The organism is Vibrio alfacsensis (assembly GCF_019670485.1).
Taxonomy (GTDB): Bacteria; Pseudomonadota; Gammaproteobacteria; order Enterobacterales; family Vibrionaceae; genus Vibrio; species Vibrio alfacsensis.
The window spans coordinates 562,824-583,434 of the sequence record NZ_AP024165.1; the positions used below are offsets into that span (position 1 = coordinate 562,824).

Here is a 20,611-nt window from a genome sequence, read left to right on the forward strand (position 1 = left end):
TATCTAATACCAATCTGGAAAATTAACTGGTCAGGTCTATCCATCTTCTCGAACACATCTTGGAGACCCTGGTGGAGCACTCCAAAAAACTATTCCAAGCACTACACACTTTAGAGACGATATCTTCGTAATCCGAAAAAGACTGATTGGCAAGATAGTGTTGTCTCAACCAACTCCATACTTGTTCTATGGGGTTTAGCTCTGGAGAATAGGGTGGGAGTTTGATGACACTGATGTTCTGAAATTCATCGGCAATATCTTCGGTGTGCCATCCTGCGCCATCCATAATGACGACGGCATGACGTCCTTTTTCGGTGACTGCGGAGATCTGCTTAAGGTGCTCAACCATAATCTCTTTGTTAACCCAAGGAACAACCATTGCTTCTCCGATCCCTCTAGTGGGGCATACTGAGCCAAACAAATAAGCATACTCAAATTGCTGTTGTTTTACCGCTCTCGGCCTTGAACCACGTTCAGCCCAAAGTCGAGTTGTCGTATTTTTCTGGCCAAATCTCGCTTCATCTTGAAACCAGACATCAACGCTCTCAAGTCCCATATGGCCTGGGATCTTAAGGATCGTTTCGATTTTGAATTTTTTTAAAATCGTCTTGGATTTGTTGGGATTGTTTAGGGTGCTTGGAGCGGGAAGTTATCCAAGAAAAGCCCATATGATTGAGCAAATAATAAATGGAATCTGGATGGTAGTACTTACCAAACTCTTCGGCGATATAGGTATGGATGTCAGCGCCAGTTAACCTGCCCCCAGATAAATCCTCTGCTCGATTCTTTATGTATAGGCTTAATTGCTCACGTTGTTGAGGATTAAGGAAAGCAGGCCGATCCGTTCTTGGTTTTTCTTGCAACCCATCAAGGCCATCCTCAAGGAACGTTTGTACCCATTTGTTGACACTAGTTCTACTGACTTTAAGGAACTTGGCAATTTGGGTGCGAGAGTGACCATCTTTAAAGTGGGCCAACGCAAGTAATCGCATCTTCATTTGGATAGATTTTTGTTGGCTAGCAAGCTTTTTAAAGTCAATGTTATCGAGGCTGTCCATAGCATCCGTTTTTACGAAAAAGTAATCGCATCAATTAGATCATATTTTTACTTAGATTGGTATAACCCCGATACTGGGAAAAATGACATTCTATGTTACTCGTACTGCGTTCAGGTCGGTGACAAGTTCTTTAACGGCGTGAAGCATACTGAGATGGCGAAACTGATTAAGCAGTGTCGCGATCAGGGGTTAATGAAAGATGAGGAAATGCTAAAGCGCAAACAACTAGCTAACAGCACCAAGGGCTACAAGGTCAATTTCGACAAGTTCATTCAGGAATTGCTAATCAAGGAAAAAGCTCGTGGATTTATCGACGAGTGGCCTGAGCATACCTTTATTTATGCTCACTTCTTACGGGCTGATATTGCCTCATTTGAAGAATTTTGGAGTATCGGTGCGAAGAGTAAAAACCATAAGAACTCTTTTACTGCGGTTCAAGGCTCGATCACTTCGGGCCGTGGCTCTTATGGCATTGATCTAGCATCTATTGGTCGCAGTAAGTATAAGACTGAAAACACCAAGTTCTATACAGGTTCGAGCAATACCTTTGAAACCAAGGTGCGCTTTATCGACACATTGCTGTTAAGCAGTAAAGCCTCGCTTGATGACATCGGTGAGCTAGTGAGCATTCCTAAGATGACACTGGCTGACGGTATGATCTCTCGTATGGATGATCTGTATTGTGAAGATCAGAGCTTGTTTGATCGCTACGCCGTTCGTGATGCGGAAATTGCCTTGAAATATGGCTTACAAATGCAGAGGTTTGCATTAGTCGATATGTGTGAAGATACGGGGCTAGAACTGAAGCAGTTGCCCTCGACACTTGGTAACTTTGCTGTGTCATTGTTCAAGCATACATGTGGTGGTGTGAATGAAATGCACGAGTTCTTGGGGTACGAGAAACGCAAGGGTGAGTATTACCATGCTAAGAGTAATGGAATACGCAAATCTGTCACGATAGCCAAGACAGTGAGCCGTGAGTATACCGACGCACTAGCCGTGAACTGCTTCTATGGTGGAGCGAACTTCGGAGCGTACTTTGGGGTAACAGAGCAAGGTGACTATAACGATTACGACTTATCGGGTGCCTACACGACCGCTTTAGTCGATATTCTCGAAGCTGATTACCCGAACTCATTTGAGTCGAAGAACATTGAAGACTATCTCGGTCATACCATGGGCTTTGCTTATGTTCGTTTCAAGCATCCAGAGGGCACTAAGTGGGGGCTATTGCCATGTCGTACTGATTTGCGTGGTATCTACTACCCATTAGAAGGGGCAACATACGTGACAGCTCCAGAGTTGCAATTGGCTCATGATGCTGGTGTGGAAATTGAGATTCTTCATGGTCAGGTGATCCCTTGGAAACAAGGCTCTGTATCTCAGTTCAAGGCATTCACTAGGATCATCCGTAAGCAACGTTCTAAGTATAAAAAAGAGGGCAATGAACTGTATGACCAACTTTGGAAGTTGATTGGGAATACCCTTTACGGAAAGGTCGGGCAGGGACTTCGGGAAAAGTCTGGTTTCGATGTCTCACCAGGATTAAGCAGTAAGATTCCATACTCACCCGTGACCAATGCTCATTATGCTGCTCATGCGACGGGGTTTGTTCGGCCACAATGATGGAAATTATCCGTAAGCTTACGATGGATAATGACGTGCAAATCGTCAGTGCAACTACGGATGGGTTTCTTACTAATGCTACGCCTGAGCAATTGGGAAATTGTCTAGATGGTCCATTGGCAAAACGCTTTCAACGTATCTGTAAAGAGGTCAGCGGTGAAGATATGATGCAACTCAAGCACCATGCAAAGCAGATTATCTCGATGAAGACTCGTGGGCAATTAACCACTGAACTAGGTAACACTAAGCCTGTATGCGCTAAAGCAGGGGTTAAACCACCGAAAGGTGTTAACGAAAATGCTTGGATGGTCGAGTTGTTTTTAGACCGCTATCCGAAACAGAAGATTGAACGTAGTCATTTGGCTTCGGCTCGTGATATGTGGTTAAAGGAAATGGACTTGGTTAGCATCCACACCGAGCAAACGCTGAACCTAGAATGGGACTTTAAACGTCGCCCTATAAACCCACGTATAGTGAAAGTTCGTCACCCTGTTAGCGGTGAAGTGGTAGAGCATCTATCGTTCGATACTGTTCCATGGAATACCGTTGATGAGGGTTTAGACGCTCGTACTTACTTCGACGAATGGCGTGTAAATAACTGCTTAAAGGGAATGGATGATTGGGATAACTGGATGGACTTCTACAAGGTTCGTCGCTACTTCAAGGGTACAGGTGTTAAGTACCTAGAAGATGGCTCAGAGGGCATCTTTAAAGTGCAGATGTTACGTGCTATCACTCAGGGGAAATGGGGGCTGCCAGAAGCTCCGCAACGTGCTCCCCGTGGCCACTATGACAAGATGGTAGCGATGTTTGATGCTGATGGTATCGAGGGTATCACCAAGCAAGACTTAGCTAATAGCAAGGGACGTAAGTTGCTTGAATCAGCGTTACCAATTACGACTCGTATGCTACCACTATTGTCTTGGTTTGCTCGTAAGTATCCGATGGTGGATTTGACCTTGGTGCTTCACCCTGACGAGGTTGATGAAGCGGTATTGATGCTTGAAGAGTACAATCTTAAATGTACTGAAAAACTTGTTGCTTAGTATGCAGTAAACGAATGAAAGCCTGATTTCGTAAGGGATCTGGCTTTCTATTTCATAATAGGTAGTAGCAATGTAGTGGAACGATTGCTGTCATTCCTTGCTGTTGTAGTGGAGATATTGCCCCCGTGATGGTTCTACTCATGCTGGTGAACAATTGCAGCAATGTTCCTATTGCTTGCTATAACTGGTTCTGAAATTCATCTAGCGGCTTGGTATGTATTATCTTGTCAGCGATCTTGCAATTGATGGGTAAGATTCATAGGTATACGTTTAATTCACTTTTGGAAGTCAGAAACAGGAGGTGTACGGTTAAATTGTGAGCGGTTGAGCTTGAGTGAGTCTGATTTTGAAGTTACATCACATTCAGTGCAATTGTTTTCTTATATGTTCTCGACAAAATACCAGTATCAATTCTTATAGGAATCATGAATAACTTACAGATATTGAACTTCGCACTTTCAAGTTGAACTGGTATTTCAACTATCAAATATTTGTGTTTTGGAGGTTAGTAATGGGATTTTGGGATACGGTTGGAAAAGCTGCTAGCACTATTGGAAAAGAAGTCGTTAAACAAGGTGGCGATGCTCTTGAGCGTAGTAAGCAATACCGAGAGCAATGTGAAGATATGTCAGATGATCAGCTTGTTTCCGTTATAAAGCGTGAACGAAGCAGAACACCCTTGAAAGCAGGTGCAGCTAGCGGAGAGCTTAAACGACGCGGTTATGACCAAGATACAATAACATTCATGGTTCAAAATAGCTAAAATTTGAGGGCATTTAGATGGGATTCTGGAAAAAGGTAATTGGTGGTGCGGTGATTGGTGTAGGTGCGATTGCAGCAGCGCCTTTTACTGGTGGTGGTTCAATTTTAGGCGCAGCAACACTTGCTAGCTCGCTAGCTGGTGCAGGAGCTGTAGCTGCCGGAGCTGGTGTTGCTGGAGCAGCCGCAGGTGCCGCTTTGGATTCGAGAAGTAAAGATAAGCAGCAGAAAAATCTTCAACAAGCTCGACAACAAGGCAAGCAAGAATCTGATGCAGAAAATGCTATTGCACTTGAGAAGCTGCGTGATGAACTAGCTGTGATTTTACGTGATATTGAAGTGAGGGAAAGCTTCTTGCTCACGGCGTTCGCAGTAGGCATTTGTGCTGCAAATGCTGACCACGAAATTTGTGGTGACGAGCGTGCAGAACTTGTCGAACTCGTTGCAGGTCTAGGCAAAGAAAACGTTTTATCGAAGGCAACACTACAGCGATTGGATGCTTGGTTTAACAATCCGCCGAATCTCAACACCGTGTGGCAAATGATTGAAAAGAATAACTTCAACAATCCTGAACATATCGTCATCTTTGATAAGATCGTACATATGGTGATATGGGCTGATGACGAGCAAAACACTCATGAAGAAGAGTTCATTGAAGCTTGGAACAGTTTAGCGGCTTAAGGTTGAGATTGTTATGGATGATTTACACAAACTAAAAGCAAGAAGAGCAAAACTACGTCAACTTGGAAAAAGTTCGCATATACGTCCTGTACCCAACAATGTCGATACCAATCGACATTTAGATGGTGATATTGACCAAAGCACTCTGGCTTTTGCCGATATGTCTCAAGAGTATTCTCAGCGCATACAGAACGTGGACGTTTCTGTTTCACGTGAAGAGGTGCAAGCGTTATTCAAATCTTTTGATGACAACATAGATTCGCTCGATCATATTTTGGAACCCGTCTTTTTAAGCTTGTTAGATGGAACGATGCGAGCTTTTAAGGTAGGGACAAAACAGGGGATCACTGCGACTCGATTGTATAGTGAGTGTAAATCATTCAGTTACGACAACCCCAATGTTCATGCTCCGATGCTCGATAGCTATACCGAGTATTTGAATGAACAAGAATATATCAAGGAGCATGCTAGTAGAGCTCAATATAACAAGGGGAAATTAGTTTATCACGATGATTCGATCGCAATGAACATGCGTGATAGTTCTAAAATGAGTAAAGCTCATCAAGATCATTTTAATGGGGGCAAATTGCCACCGATGGCTATGATGGTAGCAAAGAAATTTATGAAAGCGGTGCTCATGCTAAAGGGGTTGATAAGTCTAGCCAAAGGACGGAAATCGATCACGCTGTACCGTGTGCAGTGATCTGTAATAACCTGAAAAAAAACAAAGCGCTTACCGACGCAGATATAAAAGAGATAATTAACTCCGAAGAAAATCTGGTCGCCACTAGCTTCGAAAACAATCGCGGCAAAGAAATTGGTAAATCAGACAAGACTGAGGCTCATCTCAGAGAAGAAATTGACAAAGGATACATTGTAAATAAAAAGGGTAATAAGGTTCGCGATCTTACCGATGAGGAATTGGTAATTAGACAAAACATGGCGAACAAAATGAGTGAAGCACAGAAAGAAATAGATTCAAAAACGAACAATGCCGTACTAAAAAATTTATTTTCAGCAGACTCAACAATCAAAAAAAATGCCGAAGATGAGTATGAACTCCTTCAGTCAAACCAAGGTAAAAAAATAAACGATAAGAACAAACAAAAGTACGTAGAAAAAAAGCTCCAAGAAAGAAAAGAAGTTCGTTATAGAATGGCAAAAGACGCCAGAGGTGCTGCGGCAAATCAATCACTCGGTGACATCATTATCTTCATGATTAAACCCTTGTATTATGAGCTAAAAGATTGTTTTGTGCAGGGTATCGAAAAAGGTGTCAATGCCAAGTCATTTAAATCTGCACTGTCCATTCGTATGAACAGAATGAAAAAACACATTCTTGCTCAGGCTGGAACTTCGCTGAAAGATGGCATGTTCTCATTCATCAAAAAATTTATTTCCATGCTATTGGAAGGCATAGTCAATTGCTTTGTGGGCGTATTCAAAAATATTGTTCGGATGATCAAAGAAGGGGTTAAAATCCTCATGCAAATCGGCCCAGTGCTGATGGATAGCAACAAAACCATGGCAGAAAAAGGCGATGCACTGCTCAAACTCGCTGCCAGTTCACTCACCATTTTTGCCAGCATTGGAATCGAAACTTGGCTCAATTCTATCAATATCGGTGAACCATGGTCGATTATCATTTCATCCGTACTAACCGCTGTATTAACCACACTTACAATGTACCTGCTTGATAAAATGGATTTGTTTGGTCTGAAAAAAGAAGCAAGATTGAATCGTATTGATGAAATACTTTCTCTCAAAGTAGAGGAAAGCAGAAATGAGATGTTTACTATGGTCAATGGTCTTGCTTAAATTTTTTATTTTGGTAGATGGATTTTGTTCAATTTCAAACCCTGATAATGATAGGAGTGCAGCGCGACGACTATGAGTGATTACCTGAGTGTCATTGTCTGCTGAATGTGTTGGAAGATTGTCGGTGGGATGGTTTCGCTAATCGCTGGTGGAATTGCCGCAATGTACCATTGCTACATTCATAGTCGGAAATTTAACTCTAAGCCTAGACGTGGTGCAAGTTGGCTAGTGATTCTCGATACGACTTGTCGATGAAATGCCGTGGTGAGCGCATTGCAGTGCATTAGCTTGCGAAATCTCCATACGGTACAAGCCAACATAACCAAGGGTGGTATTCGGTTATATCTTTATAGAGCGTAACCCATGGATTCCAAATCCGCGTGTTGGGAGTTCGAATCTCTCCACCCCTGCCATCTTCAAAGCCTCAGCAGAAATGCTGAGGCTCAGACTGCTGACAAAGGTCTAGCTTTCAAGCTAGACCTTTGATCTAATAGGGGTATCGAAATATGGATACTCCGACATGCTTCAAGAACCGACTCCGCAACAATACGAACTGGAAATGGTAACGATGGAACAGTTGGTTCCTAAAGACCATTTAGTGCGTAAAATCGATAATGCTATCGACTTTGAATTCATTCGTGATGAAGTCGCTCATCTTTATTGTAAAGATAATGGGCGTCCACCTGTTGACCCTGTTCGTCTCTTCAAAATCATCTTACTTGGCTACATCTTTGGCATAAAAAGTGAGCGTCAGCTCGTTAAAGAAATTGAAGTGAATGTCGCTTACCGTTGGTTCTTACGGATGTCATTAACAGAGAAAGTCATTCACGCATCTACTCTCAGCCAAAACCGCATTCGTCGCTTTAATGGCACGGATGTATTCGAACGTATTTTTATTAATATCGTAGAGCAAGCCATATCGAAAGGTTTGGTCGCGGGTCAAGAGCTCTTTACGGACAGTACTCATCTCAAAGCGAACGCCAACAAGAATAAACACACCAATAAAGTCACGGCGGTTCGCGCGAGTGCCTATCTTGATATGCTGGATGAAGACGTCACGTTAGACCGAGAAATAGCGGGCAAGAAGCCGCTTAAGGCTCGCGGATCAGAGTCAAAAACAAAGAATACTAAAACCAGTACTACTGACCCAGAGAGTGGCTTCATGACTCGTGATAATAAGCCACAAGGCTTCTTCTATCTCGACCATAGAACCGTTGATGGTCAACACGGAATTATCCTCGATACCTATACCACTGCAGGTAACATCAATGACTCACAACCTTACGTTCAACGCTTAGATTACACGCTTGCCACATTCCAATTGAACCCGATAGCTGTTGGACTGGATGCAGGCTACTTTACCGCCCCAGTGGCGGAGTCACTTGAACGTCGAGGTATTCTTGGCGTGTTCGGTTATCGACGCCCATCGAGAACGAAAAATACATTCAAAAAGAAACACTTTACTTACGACGCACAAAGAGACAGCTACCAATGCCCGAATGGTCAGGAGTTGCTTTATAAAACCACATCACGTGATGCCTACCGAGAATACCATTCAGACCCCAAAGAGTGTGCGTTCTGTCCAATGAGGAATGACTGCACTCAAAGCAAAAACATGAAGAAAGTGATTGCTCGGCATATCTATAGCGATGCAGTAGAGAGAGCAAATCAAATGCGGCTCTCTTCCTACGGAAAAAAGACTTATCGACGTCGAAGTGAAACCGTAGAACGGAGCTTCGCAGACGCCAAGCAACATCATGGTCATCGTTATGCTCGCTTTCGAGGTCTAGCCAATGTGCAAATGCAATGTTGGTTGGCAGCAGCAGCTCAAAACATCAAGAAGATAGCGTTGGTGATGAGTTATCTACGAAAAATGGGCTTAAACATGGCAGAAATAAGGCAAATACTTGCTTCTGTATGCCTATGTAATGAATGGAAACTTCTGCGCACGATATAACAAAAAATATCGCGATCGCGACCTACGGTCGCTTCCAAAAAAGAACCCCGCTTAAAAAGCGGGGTTCGTCATCAATCTGAGCCTCAGCAGAAATGCTGAGGCTTTTTTGCATTTCAACATTTGTATTTTTTAGTATATATCTAAAAATCTTTCAGATGGCCTCAATCATTACTTAAGATGATTAGAACTCCGCTTCCTGTTATGATCCGTAGCGAAAACCAATAATTAGGAAGTGATCTTATGCCACATTTACGATTTCGTGCGGTAGAGCCTCAAATGGTTCAAGCGCTATCAAAGCCTCTTATTGACGAATTAGAACCTCTAATGAACTCCCCACGTGAAGACTTTACGTTCGAATACATTTACAGTACGTTTTTTAGCGAGGGTGAAGTGAGTGGTGCTTATCCGTTTGTTGAGGTGCTATGGTTTGACCGTGGCCAAGAAACTCAAGATAAAGTAGCAAAAATCATTACAAACCAAGTTCGATCTGTGGTTGGTGAAGATATTAATGTCGCGGTAATTTTCACTGCACTTTCTCCTAATGGCTACTATGATAATGGTGAGCATTACTAAGGAATAGGTGATATGAAGCTGGGACTCTTTTTTTGTTTAAGTGCAATATTCTCAGTTTCAATAAATGCAACTCCGTGGGAGCAGGTTCCTGGTCCCACAAATAATATCTCCTCATCGATAGGTAGCTATGCAAATGGCTGTTTAGATGGGGCTCAGCCTCTCCCTCTAGATGGCGTTGGTTATCAAGTATTACGTAGTAAAACGAAACGATACTATGGGCATCCGCATTCCATCCTGTTTATCGAAAAATTATCCCAAAAAGTACAACAAGAGCTCGACACTACATTGCTTATTGGTGACTTGTCTCTTGCGCGTGGTGGGCGATTTTCCTCTGGGCACTCTAGCCATCAAACGGGATTAGATATTGATATTTGGTTACGTTTGGCCGATAAGCCTCTTTCTTATAATGAGCTTCAGCTTCCGACACCAATGAGCGTTGTTGACCTAAAAAATTATCAAATTTTGGAACATCGCTGGGAAGATCGGCACTTTGATATTATTCGTTATGCGGCACAAAGCACTGATGTCGCACGTATCTTTGTTCATCCTGTGATCAAAGAACAATTGTGTAAAGAAGCTCCGAATAATGACCGTTCTTGGCTACGTAAGGTCCGTCCGTGGTGGGGGCACCATTATCACTTTCATGTGCGATTAGTGTGTCCTGAATCTAGTTTAAATTGTGTGAATCAAGCTCTTCCACCTCAAGGGGATGGCTGTGGGGCTGAGTTAGCGAGTTGGAAGCCCAAAGCAGTTTTAGAGCCTAGTACAAATAAGAGGAAGACAAATAAAGTAAAACAGAAAAAGAGAAAGGTCATACCTGCACAATGTCAGCCTTTGATATCAATGCGATGATTTTGTTTAATGTTTAATGTTTAATGTTTAATGTTTAATGCTGAAAGATAGCTCGCATATGTGTTTCTTTTATGAAACTGGAGAAACATCATACTTTTGGCTACATTGAATAGTACCAGCTTAAATTTGTATTTAGCTGAAATTGCGATAACTCTGCTTTGGGAGCTTTCATTACAATTTCCTTTTTCAACTATATGTCTGATGATAAGGGATACGTAACAACATGGATAGATGTACGCAGACGGGCTTGTGAATTCGCCCATTGAAGACTTAATCAAGGACAAAACCATGACTATGATTTGTGCAAAAGAGTTTGCGGAGTGGTTAAGACACAGATTTAGCAGTGATACGAAAGGGGTTCTACTGACTCGAGAAGATGTCAATCATCTTACTGGCCGTCAGCGCCTTGATCCCGGCTTTGTTAATGATGTGCATTACGAACTAATGCAATACGGGATGGCTTTCGTTACAGATACAAGCCGTGAAAATTTTTATCTTGTTCCTGTTTCTCAGGCAGAGAATTGGCGGGAAAGGTTAGAGTATCACTTTGAAAAAGAGCTATTTTGCAATATCTATCCTATTGAAAAATCGGGTTAAAAAAAGGTTCAACTTTGAGTCAAAGTTGAACCTTTTTAAATTATGCTAACCCTTGAATAATCACAAACTTCTCAAGCAATTGATCTTCTGTTTCTACATGATTTGGGTCAGTGATAATGCATTTTGTTATTGGACAGACTGACTGACAGGTTGGTTTTTCGTAGTGTCCTTTACATTCAGTACACAATGCAGGATCAATTTCGAAAATACTGTCGCCCATGCTGATTGCACCATTTGGGCATTCCGGGTCGCACATGTCGCAGTTAATGCATTTATCTGTAATAAGTAACGCCATGATTACTTACCCGTTGGGTTACGTGTGTCCTGACCAGCGTTTAGGTTACGCATTAGTAGGCCGTACTCTAGATCCATATCTTGAGGAACTGGAATAAATACAAAGTGGCCGTTACCTTTTGCGTCTTCAATTGATTCTGACTTTCGGTTTTCCATCGCTTCTAGTGTGAAGATCACGTTGCCTTTTGGTGTCATTAGCTCAAGGCTGTCACCCACTACAAACTTGTTCTTAACTTCAACTTCAGCTAAATCACCGCGACGTTTACCAGTGAACTCACCAACAAATTGCTGAGCATCAGATACTGAGTAACCGTAATCATAGTTTTGGTAACTGTCGTGAGTGTGACGACGTAGGAAACCTTCTGTGTAGCCACGGTGAGCTAGGCTTTCTAGCGTACCCATTAGGCTTTCATCGAAAGGCTTGCCAGCAACGGCATCATCAATCGCCTTACGGTAAACCTGAGCTGTACGAGCACAGTAGTAGAAAGACTTAGTACGACCTTCAATTTTAAGAGAGTGAACACCCATTTTAGTTAGTCGTTCTACGTGCTGGATTGCACGCAGGTCTTTCGAGTTCATGATGTAAGTGCCGTGCTCATCTTCAAATGCCGCCATTTTTTCTTCTGGACGGTGACTTTCAGAAAGCAATACCACTTCGTCAGTTGGTTTACCGCGACCGATAGTGGTTTCAGGGCGTTCGTCAGCAACTTCGATTGCTTGAGCTTCGTTTGGATCGAATGCTTCAACAATTTGACCAGCGTCGTTTTCTTTGCCTTCTTCTACTTTGTATTCCCAACGGCATGCGTTAGTGCAAGTACCTTGGTTAGGGTCACGTTTGTTGATGTAACCAGACAGTAGGCAGCGACCTGAGTAAGCCATGCATAGAGCACCGTGAACGAAAACTTCTAGTTCAGTTTCAGGACAGTGCTCGCGAATTTCTTCGATTTCTTCTAGAGAAAGTTCACGAGAAACGATCACACGCTCAACACCATTCGCAGCCCAGAACTTCACAGTTGCCCAGTTTACTGCGTTCGCCTGCACAGACAGGTGAATTGGCATTTCTGGGAACGCTTCGCGAACCATCATGATAAGACCTGGATCAGACATGATAAGTGCGTCTGGGCCCATTTCTACTACAGGCTTAAGGTCGCGAATGAAAGTTTTAAGCTTAGAGTTGTGCGGTTGAATGTTGCATACCACGTAAAGCTTTTTGCCTAGGGCATGCGCTTCGTTGATACCGATTTGTAGGTTCTCGTGGTTGAACTCGTTGTTACGTACTCGCAGGCTGTAACGTGGTTGACCCGCGTAAACTGCATCAGCGCCATAGGCGAATGCGTAACGCATGTTTTTAAGGCTACCAGCAGGGGACAGTAGCTCTGGTACGAATGCTTTCTCTGTTGTCATTGCTCAATTCTCTTAGTATCTGATCACAAGTCAGGCCAATTCCACCTTATGGAAATGGGGCGCAAATTTTACGTCAAAATGTGATGAGTGACTAGGAGAATTATGAATTGTATAAAAAACGCCCTCCATCTAGGGAGGGCGTTGTGTACAAATTTTACTCTAAACTAAGCGTTAGGGTTCGGTAATCCGCCTAACGCATCGTATAGATTTGGCAGGAATGCACTGAACTCACCGCACATTAGAGAGAAATCAGCATCAAAACGAGCGGCTTGATCTTCACGTGGAATATCATCGTTTTGATCTTTTAGTTCATCTGAGAATTTAAGGCGTTTGATGCCAGAGTCTTCAGCCATAATGAACTCAATACGGTCTTGCCAGTTCAGGGCTAGCTTAGTCACCACTTTGTCTGCAGCGATATGATTGCGAATTTCATCCGTTGTCAGTTCCTGTTTCTTACAACGAATCACACCGCCTTCTTCCAGCACAGACTTAAGCTCAGCTTCGTCCATCATAGAAATGCCTTGTGGCGTGTTGCCCGTTTTCACCCATTCAGTCAGAGTTGTCTCGATCGCAACTTCAGGGATGGCAGGAACAACTGGCAAGCTGCCCATTGTCTTGCGTAGTAGTGCCAATACGTCTTCTGCTTTTTTGTAGCTGCTCGCATCTACTAGGATGAAGCCTTCTTTTGGCATGATCAAAACGTAAGTATGGCTGCTGCGGCTAAATGCTCGTGGAAGAAGATCCATTACGATGTCATCTTTTAGGTTGTCTTTTTCTTTCTTCTTAAGAGGACGACCTTCTTGCGCTTCCATCGCATCAACTTTGGCATTCAGTGACTCTTTAATCACAGATGCTGGCAGCATTTTCTCTTCTTTCTTAGCACAAATCAGAATGCGGTTTTCGGAAACGTGAGTCATCATGTCGCCATGTCTTCCCATTGCGCTAACCCAACCAAATTTTTGTTTATCTTGGCTGCCACAAGGGGTGAATCGAAACTCTGCTAGTTGAGTCTCCAGTTGCTCAGCGTTGAAATTAACCTCTCGGTTAACACGGTATACCAACAAGTTTTTAAACCACATAAATCTTCTCTAGGCTTGATGAGGAGGTGCTAATAATAGGGAATTTTGGTGTCGATGTCCTAATAGAAATGCAAAATATCAGAATGAACCCCAAAAGAAAGTTATATGAAAATTTGTTTTCAAAGGTCACAAAAGTGTCATAATTGGTGGTAATAATGTTTATGCATAGAGGGGCGCTTTGTCCTTAAATTCATTAGCTAAACTAACATAAGGTTATTCAATTATGTCTAGAAGGATTCTAGTTGTTGAAGACGAAGCTCCGATTCGCGAAATGCTGTGCTTCGTGCTTGAACAGAAAGGTTATCAAGCAGTCGAAGCAGAAGATTATGATACTGCGGTAACCAAACTGGCTGAACCCTTCCCTGATTTAGTCTTGCTGGATTGGATGCTACCAGGTGGTAGTGGTATCAATTTTATCAAACACATGAAACGTGAAGAGTTAACTCGTAATATTCCAGTTGTAATGTTAACCGCACGTGGTGAAGAAGAAGATAAAGTGCGTGGCTTAGAAGTGGGCGCAGATGATTACATCACGAAACCTTTTTCGCCAAAAGAATTGGTCGCACGTCTTAAAGCGGTTATTCGCCGTGTGACTCCGACAGCACTCGAAGATGTGATTGATGTACAAGGCTTGAAATTGGACCCGGTTTCTCACCGTGTTACAGCGAATGATGAGCCAGTCGATATGGGGCCAACAGAATTCAAAATGCTGCACTTCTTCATGACACATCAAGAACGTGTTTACAGCCGTGAGCAGCTATTAAATAACGTATGGGGTACTAATGTGTACGTTGAAGATCGAACGGTCGATGTGCATATTCGTCGCTTACGCAAAGCGCTTGAAGCCGCTGATCATGACAAATTGATTCAAACGGTGCGCGGTGCGGGTTACCGTTTTTCAACGAAAGCATAAGGTCGTAAGCAGCTTATCAATACCATTTCCGGAGTAATGAGTGGTTGAAAGATTAACGTGGAAAAAGCTGGCCTGGGAGCTGGCTTTTTTTTACACCCCTTGGGTGATTATAGGTTGGATATTTGGTTATATGCCGTGGTTGCTTTTAGCTGCCACGGCTTTGCAGCTTGTGTGGCACTTGCATAATCAAGTTCGTTTATCTGCTTGGTTATGGGATGAGAAGCGTCTGACTCCACCATCGGGTAGCGGCAATTGGGAATCTCTGTTTAACGGTTTATATCGTTTGCAGCAGCGTCAGCGTCGCAAACGCAAAGAGCTCACTAACTTAATCCGTCGTTTCCGCAATGGTGCAGAATCACTACCCGATGCAGTGGTGGTATTTCGCGCTGAAGGCAACATCGTATGGTGTAACAAACTGGCACAACACCTTTTGGGTTTTCATTGGCCGGAAGACTCTGGACAACCTATTTCCAATCTTATTCGTACTCCAGACTTCATCAAGTACATCAGTAAACAAGATTTTTCTGAACCGCTAGAGATGCGCTCGCCGCTCAACGTAGAACGAATGTTAGAGCTGCGTATCGTACCTTACACAGAGGGTGAGCACTTGATGGTCGTGCGTGATGTCAGTCAGCTTAAGCAGCTGGAAGGAATGCGTCGAAACTTCTTTGCTAACGTTTCTCACGAGCTACGAACACCAATGACGGTTTTGCAAGGTTATCTCGAGATGACGGAAGATCCGGACATGATTGTTGGCCCAATGTGGACGAAAGCGCATGGTGTGATGACAGAGCAGCTTAATCGCATGAACAGTTTGGTTAATCAGCTTTTGACGTTGTCGAAGATCGAAGCAGCACCAATGCATGAATTGGAAGATGAAGTTAACGTACCAAGTATGCTGGAAATACTTGAGAAAGAAGCGAACAGCTTGAGTGGCGATGATCAGCATCAATTGACATTTGATGTTGATTCTACCTTACATGTTCTTGGTGATGACGATCAATTACGCAGTGCGATCTCTAACTTGGTATACAACGCAGTAAAATACACGCCGCCAGGTGCTCATATTAATGTACGTTGGTACCAAACGGCTCAAGGCGCTTGTCTTGAGGTAGAAGACAGCGGAGATGGGATTGAACCGCAACACTTGCATCGATTGACGGAACGTTTTTATCGTGTAGATAAAGCACGTTCTCGCGATACAGGGGGGAGTGGCCTTGGCCTCGCTATTGTAAAACATGCGCTAAGCCATCATGACTCTCATTTAGATATCCACAGTGAAGTTGGCGTTGGTAGTAAGTTTTCGTTCGTTCTACCAAGCCGTTTGGTGGTAAAAAAATGAGTGCTGTCAGCATGCGATTTAAATCTGTAATGTTGGCTACTTTGCTATGCTCGAGTGCAGCGTTAGCACAGGATACGAAGCCATTACCGAACTACCAAAAAACAACGGGTATAGCCGGTAACTTATTGTCTGTTGGGTCAGATACTTTGGCTGGGATGACGACGCTTTGGGTGGAGGAGTTCAAATCCATTTATCCTAATATTAACGCCCAAGTTCAAGCATCAGGCTCATCGACTGCCCCACCTGCTCTGACAGAACAAACCGCTCAATTTGGTCCTATGAGTCGTTCAATGCGTTTGCGTGAAATTGAAGCATTTGAACGAGTTCACGGCTATAAACCAACGGCTTTAAGAGTTGCTATTGATGCCATTGGTATTTTTGTGCATCAAGACAACCCGATTGAGGGACTCAATTTCAATCAGTTGGACGCGATGTTTTCTGCAACGCTACGTTGTGGCGAGAGTGAGTTCATCACAAACTGGCGCCAATTGGGCATTAAAACAGAGTGGGCGAAACGTAACTTGCAGCTCTTTGGGCGCAATTCTGTTTCTGGTACTTATGGTTACTTTAAAAGTAATGCATTGTGTGGTGGTGATTTTAAAACACGTGTAAATGAACAACCCGGCTCGGCCTCAGTTGTTCAATCAGTGGCATCGACGATCAGTGGAGTCGGTTACTCAGGTGTGGGTTATCGTGTTGCTGGTGTTCGTTTAGTGCCAATCGCGAAATCAGGGGAGCACTATATTAGCCCTACGCGAAAAAATATCGTGACAGGTAAGTACCCACTATCACGTTATCTTTATGTATATATTAATAAACATCCAGACTATCCATTAAGCCCGATAGAATCTGAGTTCATTCGTTTTATATTCTCATCACAAGGGCAAGCTTTGGTTGCAAAAGATGGTTACGTACCTATTACTGCAGATTTAGCGGCATATGAGTTGAAGAAAGTCGGCTTATAAGCCGACTTTCTTCAATTAGAATGTTAATTGCCATCCTACGTTATTCCAACGAAGCTGTTCCTCTTCTAGGTCTGCTCCTAGTAACTTATTTTGTTCCAACCAATTATCCTCAGAGCAAGTAAGTCGCCACTCATCGTCTAATACACTCAGGGTTAACTCTGGCAGCGGTTCTTCACTGCGTTGACCATTGACGACAATAGAAAGGCGTAAAACTTTAATTAAATTGATGATGTCAGTTTGCTTGTAGAGGTTGAATTCCGGCAATTCATTGAGCTTTAACGATTTTCGTTGAAAACGAGCGAGTGTGGCTAGGAGTAATTGTTGCTCCCGATTGAAGCCAGGTAAATTGGAGTGCAGTAGAATATAAAACGAGTGGCGATGGAAGCCGCGCAAACTAATACTTAAACCAACTTCATGCAAAAGTGCGGCCCATTCTAGCAAATCGAACAGTTCACTTTTTTCTTAATGCCAAGTTCTGAACGGACGTTACATAGCATTTCGCGTGCATGGCCTTTCACTCGTGCTGCGTGTTCAATATCAACAAGGTGCTTTTTAGCGAGATTTTCTGTTGTGCGCATGCGAATGTCTGAACGCGCAAAACGCTCTTCCATCTCATAGAGTAAACCTTCTCTCAATGCACCATCAGAAAAGAACATTTGATTGATTTTTAATGATTGGAATATGGCTGACAAAATCGCAACACCGGCAGCAAACACAGGTTTACGATCATCGGTAAGACCTGCTAAATCAATATCATCTATTGAGTCAAATTCACAAAGGTGCTCGATTAACTTTGTTAATCGCTTATTCGTGATTAAGCCATCTTCATAGCCAAGGCCAATCAGGACTTCTCGAATGGCTTTTATTGTGCCGGATGAACCTAGGGCAATATCCCAGCCTTTTTTCTTGTATTTGTTTGCAATGGATTCGAGTTTTTGCTCGGCCGCTAGCATCGCTTTGTTGAAGTTCTTACGCGATAGTTTTCCGTTGCTGAAAAACTGTTCGTTGAAGCTGACGCATCCCATTTGCTTACTGTTGAGCAACTCAGGTTCAAACTCGTGGCCAATGATCATCTCCGTACTGCCACCGCCAATATCTACCACTAACTTTGAGTTGGATTCGACTTGAGTATGGGCTACACCAAGATAGATAAGGCGAGCTTCTTCTTCACCAGCAATGATTTCAATGGGAAAAGGTAACGCATCTTTCGCTCGCTGAATGAATACGTGTGCGTTGTTAGCTCGACGAAGTGTGTGAGTTGCAGCCACTCTAACATTCTCGGCTTCAAACCCTTGTAAACGCTCTGCAAACATCGCTAGGCATTCTAATCCTCGCTCCATCGCCGCATGGCTAAGATTCAATTCATCATCGAGGCCCGCAGCCAAACGGACGCGCTGTTTGTGGCGACTGACGAGTTGTAAATCACTCCCCACCACTTTAGCAACTACCATATGAAAGCTGTTTGAGCCTAAATCAATGGCTGCGATATGACGTACATCTTGTTCAAGTCTCTGAGGCATCGTGTTTTTGTTTTCTTACTTGTTTTTCTATATTTTTAAGATAGTCGTAGATAGCGATTTGTGAGCGAACTTTTTTACGGTTACCGCGAGGAATGTAAGTGTTACTCATCTCTTTATCTATCAATCGAGCTTTTACCGTGTCAGTAAAGTGGATGTTGATGATATCGATAATTCTTTGTTTCAAGCGAGGGTCTCGAACTGGTGCCGTGACCTCAATACGATGATCGATATTGCGAGTCATCCAATCTGCTGATGATATATAAACTTGAGGATCGCCATCATTATGAGTGATTACGACGCGAGGGTGCTCTAAAAAGCGATCAACAATACTGATGATGCGAATGTTTTCACTTACTCCGTCAATGCCAGGCACTAAAGAGCACATACCCCGTATAATCATGTTGATTTTTACACCTGCATTACTTGCACCATAAAGTTTATTAACGATACCCTTGTCGACTAAATTATTGACTTTGATGGTGAGTGAAGCCTTTTTTCCTATCCTCGCGTTGGCTATCTCAGTATCAATTAATCGGTAGATTCGTTTCCGAGAATTTCTTGGAGAAACAATGAGGTGTTCGAATCGAACTGGCCTATAGGGGTTTTCAATGTAGCCAAAGACATTGCGAACTTCATTGGTTATGTCTTGATCGGCGGTTAAAAGAGCGAAGTCGGTATAGATACGCGCGGTCTTCTCATGGAAGTTACCTGTACCAATATGCGCATATCGAATGATATCCCCATCCTCACGTCGACTAATAAGCAATAGTTTGGAGTGTATTTTAAGGCCAGGCGCGCCGAAGACGACGTGGACTCCAGCATCGGTAAGAACTTTGGACCATTCAATATTGGCTTCTTCATCGAAGCGGGCTTGGAGCTCGACCACAACGGTAACGTTCTTTCCGTTGTGAACAGCATCAATCAATGAGTGCATCAAACGTGAATCTTTTGCTACCCGATAGATGTTGATCTTTATACTCAGCACTTTGGGATCAAAAGAGGCTTGGCGTACGAGTTCTGATATGTGATCAAACGTGTGATACGGGTAATACAGTAGAATGTCCTTGGCTCGAATTGCATCAAAGCTGTTGGGGTAACCCTCAAAGTCGGCGCATTTCATCGGAGGGAGGGGCTTGTTTTCTAAGTAATCTCGGCCAACATTAGGAAAGCCAATGAAATCTTTAAAGTTATGATAGCGACTACCAGGAATTAAGCTGTCGTAATGAGATATTTTGAGCTTGTTGCATAAAAAGTCGAGCATCTCTTGTGGCATATCACGCTCATAGACAAACCGAACTGGCATTGCAGTGAGACGTTGACTTACGCCTTCTGACATTTGTTCAAGTAAGCTGTATTCTATTTCTTGTCGCAGATCGTAATCGGCGTCTCGAGTCATTTTCATCGCGTAGCCGTTGAGTTCATCGTAATCGAAAAAGCCTTTAAAAAGCTCATCTAAGCAGTATCGAATAATATTATCGAGCAAGATGATCGTTTTTCGGCGCTTGCCCTTTTGCTCAGGCACCATGACAAAGCGAGGTAAGTGGTCAGTAGGGATTTCTATTAGAGCGTATTGCGATTGCTCGCCTTTTTTTAGATCTACGGCGATATAAGCGTATTCATCTTTGAGAAACTGTAAGACATCAATGTCATCTTTCATGAGTAAAGGCGTGATGTGCGGCATGACATCATTACGAAAATATTTTGTTATCCAACGTTTTTGAGCATCATCGAGTTGTGCTTCATTGACTAAAAAGATCCGGCGCCGTGCCATTTCACGAATTAGATCGCCGTAGAGTTCATCAAACTGCTCATTAAGTTTCAGAGCCTTGGTTTGCATCTTACTTAGTAGGTGTTTGGAGTTATCAGTGACCCCGCGCTCTTGGTTGATCAAAATTCGACGCTTTACGTCGGCAAATCTTACCTTGTAGAACTCATCTAGATTATTAGAAAAGATGCCGAGAAATCGAATGCGCTCAATTAAGGGGACTGTTTTGTCTGCGGCCTCTTGCAGAACTCGTTCATTAAAAGATAGCCAACTAAGTTCTTTTTCTATATAGAGTTTCTCTGAGCTCATAATCCTACCTAATCTAAAAGTGAAGCATTCCATGCTCACGATGGAAAAAAGAC

At 43.1% G+C, this 20,611-nt stretch carries 18 protein-coding genes, 1 tRNA gene and 1 pseudogene; 14 read left to right on the top strand and 6 right to left on the bottom strand.

The features are described from left to right. Positions 1 to 22: 22 nt before the first annotated feature. A protein-coding gene (locus VA249_RS02600) for an IS630 family transposase (protein ID WP_221068743.1) occupies positions 23 to 1,058 on the bottom strand; the annotation gives its coding sequence in 2 pieces (ribosomal slippage) (positions 23 to 598 and positions 600 to 1,058; 1,035 coding nt in all). A 153-nt stretch (positions 1,059 to 1,211) separates the two neighbouring features. On the opposite strand from VA249_RS02600, the gene VA249_RS24010 reads away from it, so the two are divergent. From VA249_RS24010 to VA249_RS02650, 11 genes are all read left to right on the top strand, one after another. Beyond that, positions 1,212 to 2,684, top strand: a complete 1,473-nt coding sequence (locus VA249_RS24010; RefSeq protein WP_225927095.1) for a DNA polymerase — start codon at positions 1,212 to 1,214, stop codon at positions 2,682 to 2,684. Beyond that, entirely contained in the window at positions 2,681 to 3,730 is a 1,050-nt protein-coding gene (locus VA249_RS24015; RefSeq protein WP_225927096.1) for a hypothetical protein, read from the top strand. Before VA249_RS24010 ends, VA249_RS24015 begins: the two co-directional genes overlap by 4 nt. A 511-nt stretch (positions 3,731 to 4,241) precedes the next feature. Further along, the gene (locus VA249_RS02610; RefSeq protein WP_221068745.1) at positions 4,242 to 4,493 is read left to right on the top strand and encodes a hypothetical protein; all 252 of its coding nucleotides are present in this window, start codon (positions 4,242 to 4,244) and stop codon (positions 4,491 to 4,493) included. 17 nt (positions 4,494 to 4,510) lie between these two features. Then, positions 4,511 to 5,170: a hypothetical protein gene (locus VA249_RS02615; RefSeq protein WP_221068747.1), complete on the top strand. Its 660-nt coding sequence runs from the start codon at positions 4,511 to 4,513 to the stop codon at positions 5,168 to 5,170. Between the two features lie 13 nt (positions 5,171 to 5,183). Then, entirely contained in the window at positions 5,184 to 5,873 is a 690-nt protein-coding gene (locus VA249_RS02620) for a hypothetical protein (RefSeq protein WP_221068749.1), read from the top strand. After that, complete coding sequence (locus VA249_RS02625; RefSeq protein ID WP_221068751.1) at positions 5,870 to 6,988, top strand: hypothetical protein; 1,119 nt, start codon at positions 5,870 to 5,872, stop codon at positions 6,986 to 6,988. Before VA249_RS02620 ends, VA249_RS02625 begins: the two co-directional genes overlap by 4 nt. A gap of 324 nt (positions 6,989 to 7,312) precedes the next feature. Next, positions 7,313 to 7,401, top strand: a tRNA-Ser gene (locus VA249_RS02630). A gap of 107 nt (positions 7,402 to 7,508) precedes the next feature. After that, a complete protein-coding gene (locus tag VA249_RS02635) occupies positions 7,509 to 8,945 on the top strand; it encodes an IS1182 family transposase (protein ID WP_221067583.1) in 1,437 nt (478 codons plus the stop codon). 240 nt (positions 8,946 to 9,185) lie between these two features. Then, positions 9,186 to 9,518 (top strand): DUF1904 domain-containing protein, encoded by a 333-nt coding sequence (locus tag VA249_RS02640; protein WP_221068760.1) that lies wholly within the window; start codon positions 9,186 to 9,188, stop codon positions 9,516 to 9,518. Positions 9,519 to 9,530: 12 nt separating this feature from the next. After that, the gene (gene mepA, locus VA249_RS02645; RefSeq protein WP_221068761.1) at positions 9,531 to 10,370 is read left to right on the top strand and encodes a penicillin-insensitive murein endopeptidase; all 840 of its coding nucleotides are present in this window, start codon (positions 9,531 to 9,533) and stop codon (positions 10,368 to 10,370) included. A gap of 288 nt (positions 10,371 to 10,658) precedes the next feature. Then, on the top strand, positions 10,659 to 10,967 hold the full coding sequence (locus VA249_RS02650) for a hypothetical protein (RefSeq protein WP_128811580.1): 309 nt from the start codon (positions 10,659 to 10,661) through the stop codon (positions 10,965 to 10,967). Positions 10,968 to 11,007: 40 nt separating this feature from the next. On the opposite strand, the gene VA249_RS02655 is transcribed toward VA249_RS02650, so the two are convergent. From VA249_RS02655 to rdgC, 3 genes are all read right to left on the bottom strand, one after another. Further along, on the bottom strand, positions 11,008 to 11,262 hold the full coding sequence (locus VA249_RS02655; protein ID WP_221068763.1) for a YfhL family 4Fe-4S dicluster ferredoxin: 255 nt from the start codon (positions 11,260 to 11,262) through the stop codon (positions 11,008 to 11,010). A 2-nt stretch (positions 11,263 to 11,264) separates the two neighbouring features. Beyond that, entirely contained in the window at positions 11,265 to 12,665 is a 1,401-nt protein-coding gene (gene trhP / locus VA249_RS02660) for a prephenate-dependent tRNA uridine(34) hydroxylase TrhP (protein WP_221068765.1), read from the bottom strand. A 164-nt stretch (positions 12,666 to 12,829) separates the two neighbouring features. Next, entirely contained in the window at positions 12,830 to 13,744 is a 915-nt protein-coding gene (gene rdgC, locus VA249_RS02665; protein WP_221068767.1) for a recombination-associated protein RdgC, read from the bottom strand. A 223-nt stretch (positions 13,745 to 13,967) separates the two neighbouring features. On the opposite strand from rdgC, the gene phoB reads away from it, so the two are divergent. The 3 genes from phoB to VA249_RS02680 are packed head-to-tail and all read left to right on the top strand — an operon-like array spanning position 13,968 to position 16,964. Next, positions 13,968 to 14,657 (top strand): phosphate regulon transcriptional regulator PhoB, encoded by a 690-nt coding sequence (gene phoB / locus VA249_RS02670; RefSeq protein ID WP_128811575.1) that lies wholly within the window; start codon positions 13,968 to 13,970, stop codon positions 14,655 to 14,657. Between the two features lie 40 nt (positions 14,658 to 14,697). Continuing rightward, complete coding sequence (phoR, locus tag VA249_RS02675) at positions 14,698 to 15,999, top strand: phosphate regulon sensor histidine kinase PhoR (RefSeq protein WP_221068769.1); 1,302 nt, start codon at positions 14,698 to 14,700, stop codon at positions 15,997 to 15,999. Beyond that, positions 15,996 to 16,964, top strand: a complete 969-nt coding sequence (locus tag VA249_RS02680; protein ID WP_221068771.1) for a PstS family phosphate ABC transporter substrate-binding protein — start codon at positions 15,996 to 15,998, stop codon at positions 16,962 to 16,964. The genes phoR and VA249_RS02680 overlap by 4 nt, the downstream gene beginning before the upstream one ends. Positions 16,965 to 16,979: 15 nt before the next feature. On the opposite strand, the pseudogene ppx reads toward VA249_RS02680, so the two are convergent. Then, a pseudogene (gene ppx, locus VA249_RS02685) lies at positions 16,980 to 18,484 on the bottom strand (exopolyphosphatase). After that, on the bottom strand, positions 18,468 to 20,558 hold the full coding sequence (ppk1, locus tag VA249_RS02690) for a polyphosphate kinase 1 (RefSeq protein WP_221068773.1): 2,091 nt from the start codon (positions 20,556 to 20,558) through the stop codon (positions 18,468 to 18,470). The pseudogene ppx and the gene ppk1 overlap by 17 nt, the downstream one beginning before the upstream one ends. Positions 20,559 to 20,611: the final 53 nt, after the last annotated feature.

Excerpts from the sequence above, each read along its gene's own strand:
- VA249_RS24010 (WP_225927095.1), top strand. The coding sequence starts at position 1,212 with ATGGCGAAACTGATTAAGCAGTGTCGCGATCAGGGGTTAATGAAAGAT.
- VA249_RS24015 (WP_225927096.1), top strand. The coding sequence starts at position 2,681 with ATGATGGAAATTATCCGTAAGCTTACGATGGATAATGACGTGCAAATC.
- VA249_RS02610 (WP_221068745.1), top strand. The coding sequence starts at position 4,242 with ATGGGATTTTGGGATACGGTTGGAAAAGCTGCTAGCACTATTGGAAAA.
- VA249_RS02615 (WP_221068747.1), top strand. The coding sequence starts at position 4,511 with ATGGGATTCTGGAAAAAGGTAATTGGTGGTGCGGTGATTGGTGTAGGT.
- VA249_RS02620 (WP_221068749.1), top strand. The coding sequence starts at position 5,184 with ATGGATGATTTACACAAACTAAAAGCAAGAAGAGCAAAACTACGTCAA.
- VA249_RS02635 (WP_221067583.1), top strand. The coding sequence starts at position 7,509 with ATGCTTCAAGAACCGACTCCGCAACAATACGAACTGGAAATGGTAACG.
- VA249_RS02640 (WP_221068760.1), top strand. The coding sequence starts at position 9,186 with ATGCCACATTTACGATTTCGTGCGGTAGAGCCTCAAATGGTTCAAGCG.
- mepA (WP_221068761.1), top strand. The coding sequence starts at position 9,531 with ATGAAGCTGGGACTCTTTTTTTGTTTAAGTGCAATATTCTCAGTTTCA.
- VA249_RS02650 (WP_128811580.1), top strand. The coding sequence starts at position 10,659 with ATGACTATGATTTGTGCAAAAGAGTTTGCGGAGTGGTTAAGACACAGA.
- VA249_RS02655 (WP_221068763.1), bottom strand. The coding sequence starts at position 11,262 with ATGGCGTTACTTATTACAGATAAATGCATTAACTGCGACATGTGCGAC.
- trhP (WP_221068765.1), bottom strand. The coding sequence starts at position 12,665 with ATGACAACAGAGAAAGCATTCGTACCAGAGCTACTGTCCCCTGCTGGT.
- rdgC (WP_221068767.1), bottom strand. The coding sequence starts at position 13,744 with ATGTGGTTTAAAAACTTGTTGGTATACCGTGTTAACCGAGAGGTTAAT.
- phoB (WP_128811575.1), top strand. The coding sequence starts at position 13,968 with ATGTCTAGAAGGATTCTAGTTGTTGAAGACGAAGCTCCGATTCGCGAA.
- VA249_RS02680 (WP_221068771.1), top strand. The coding sequence starts at position 15,996 with ATGAGTGCTGTCAGCATGCGATTTAAATCTGTAATGTTGGCTACTTTG.
- ppk1 (WP_221068773.1), bottom strand. The coding sequence starts at position 20,558 with ATGAGCTCAGAGAAACTCTATATAGAAAAAGAACTTAGTTGGCTATCT.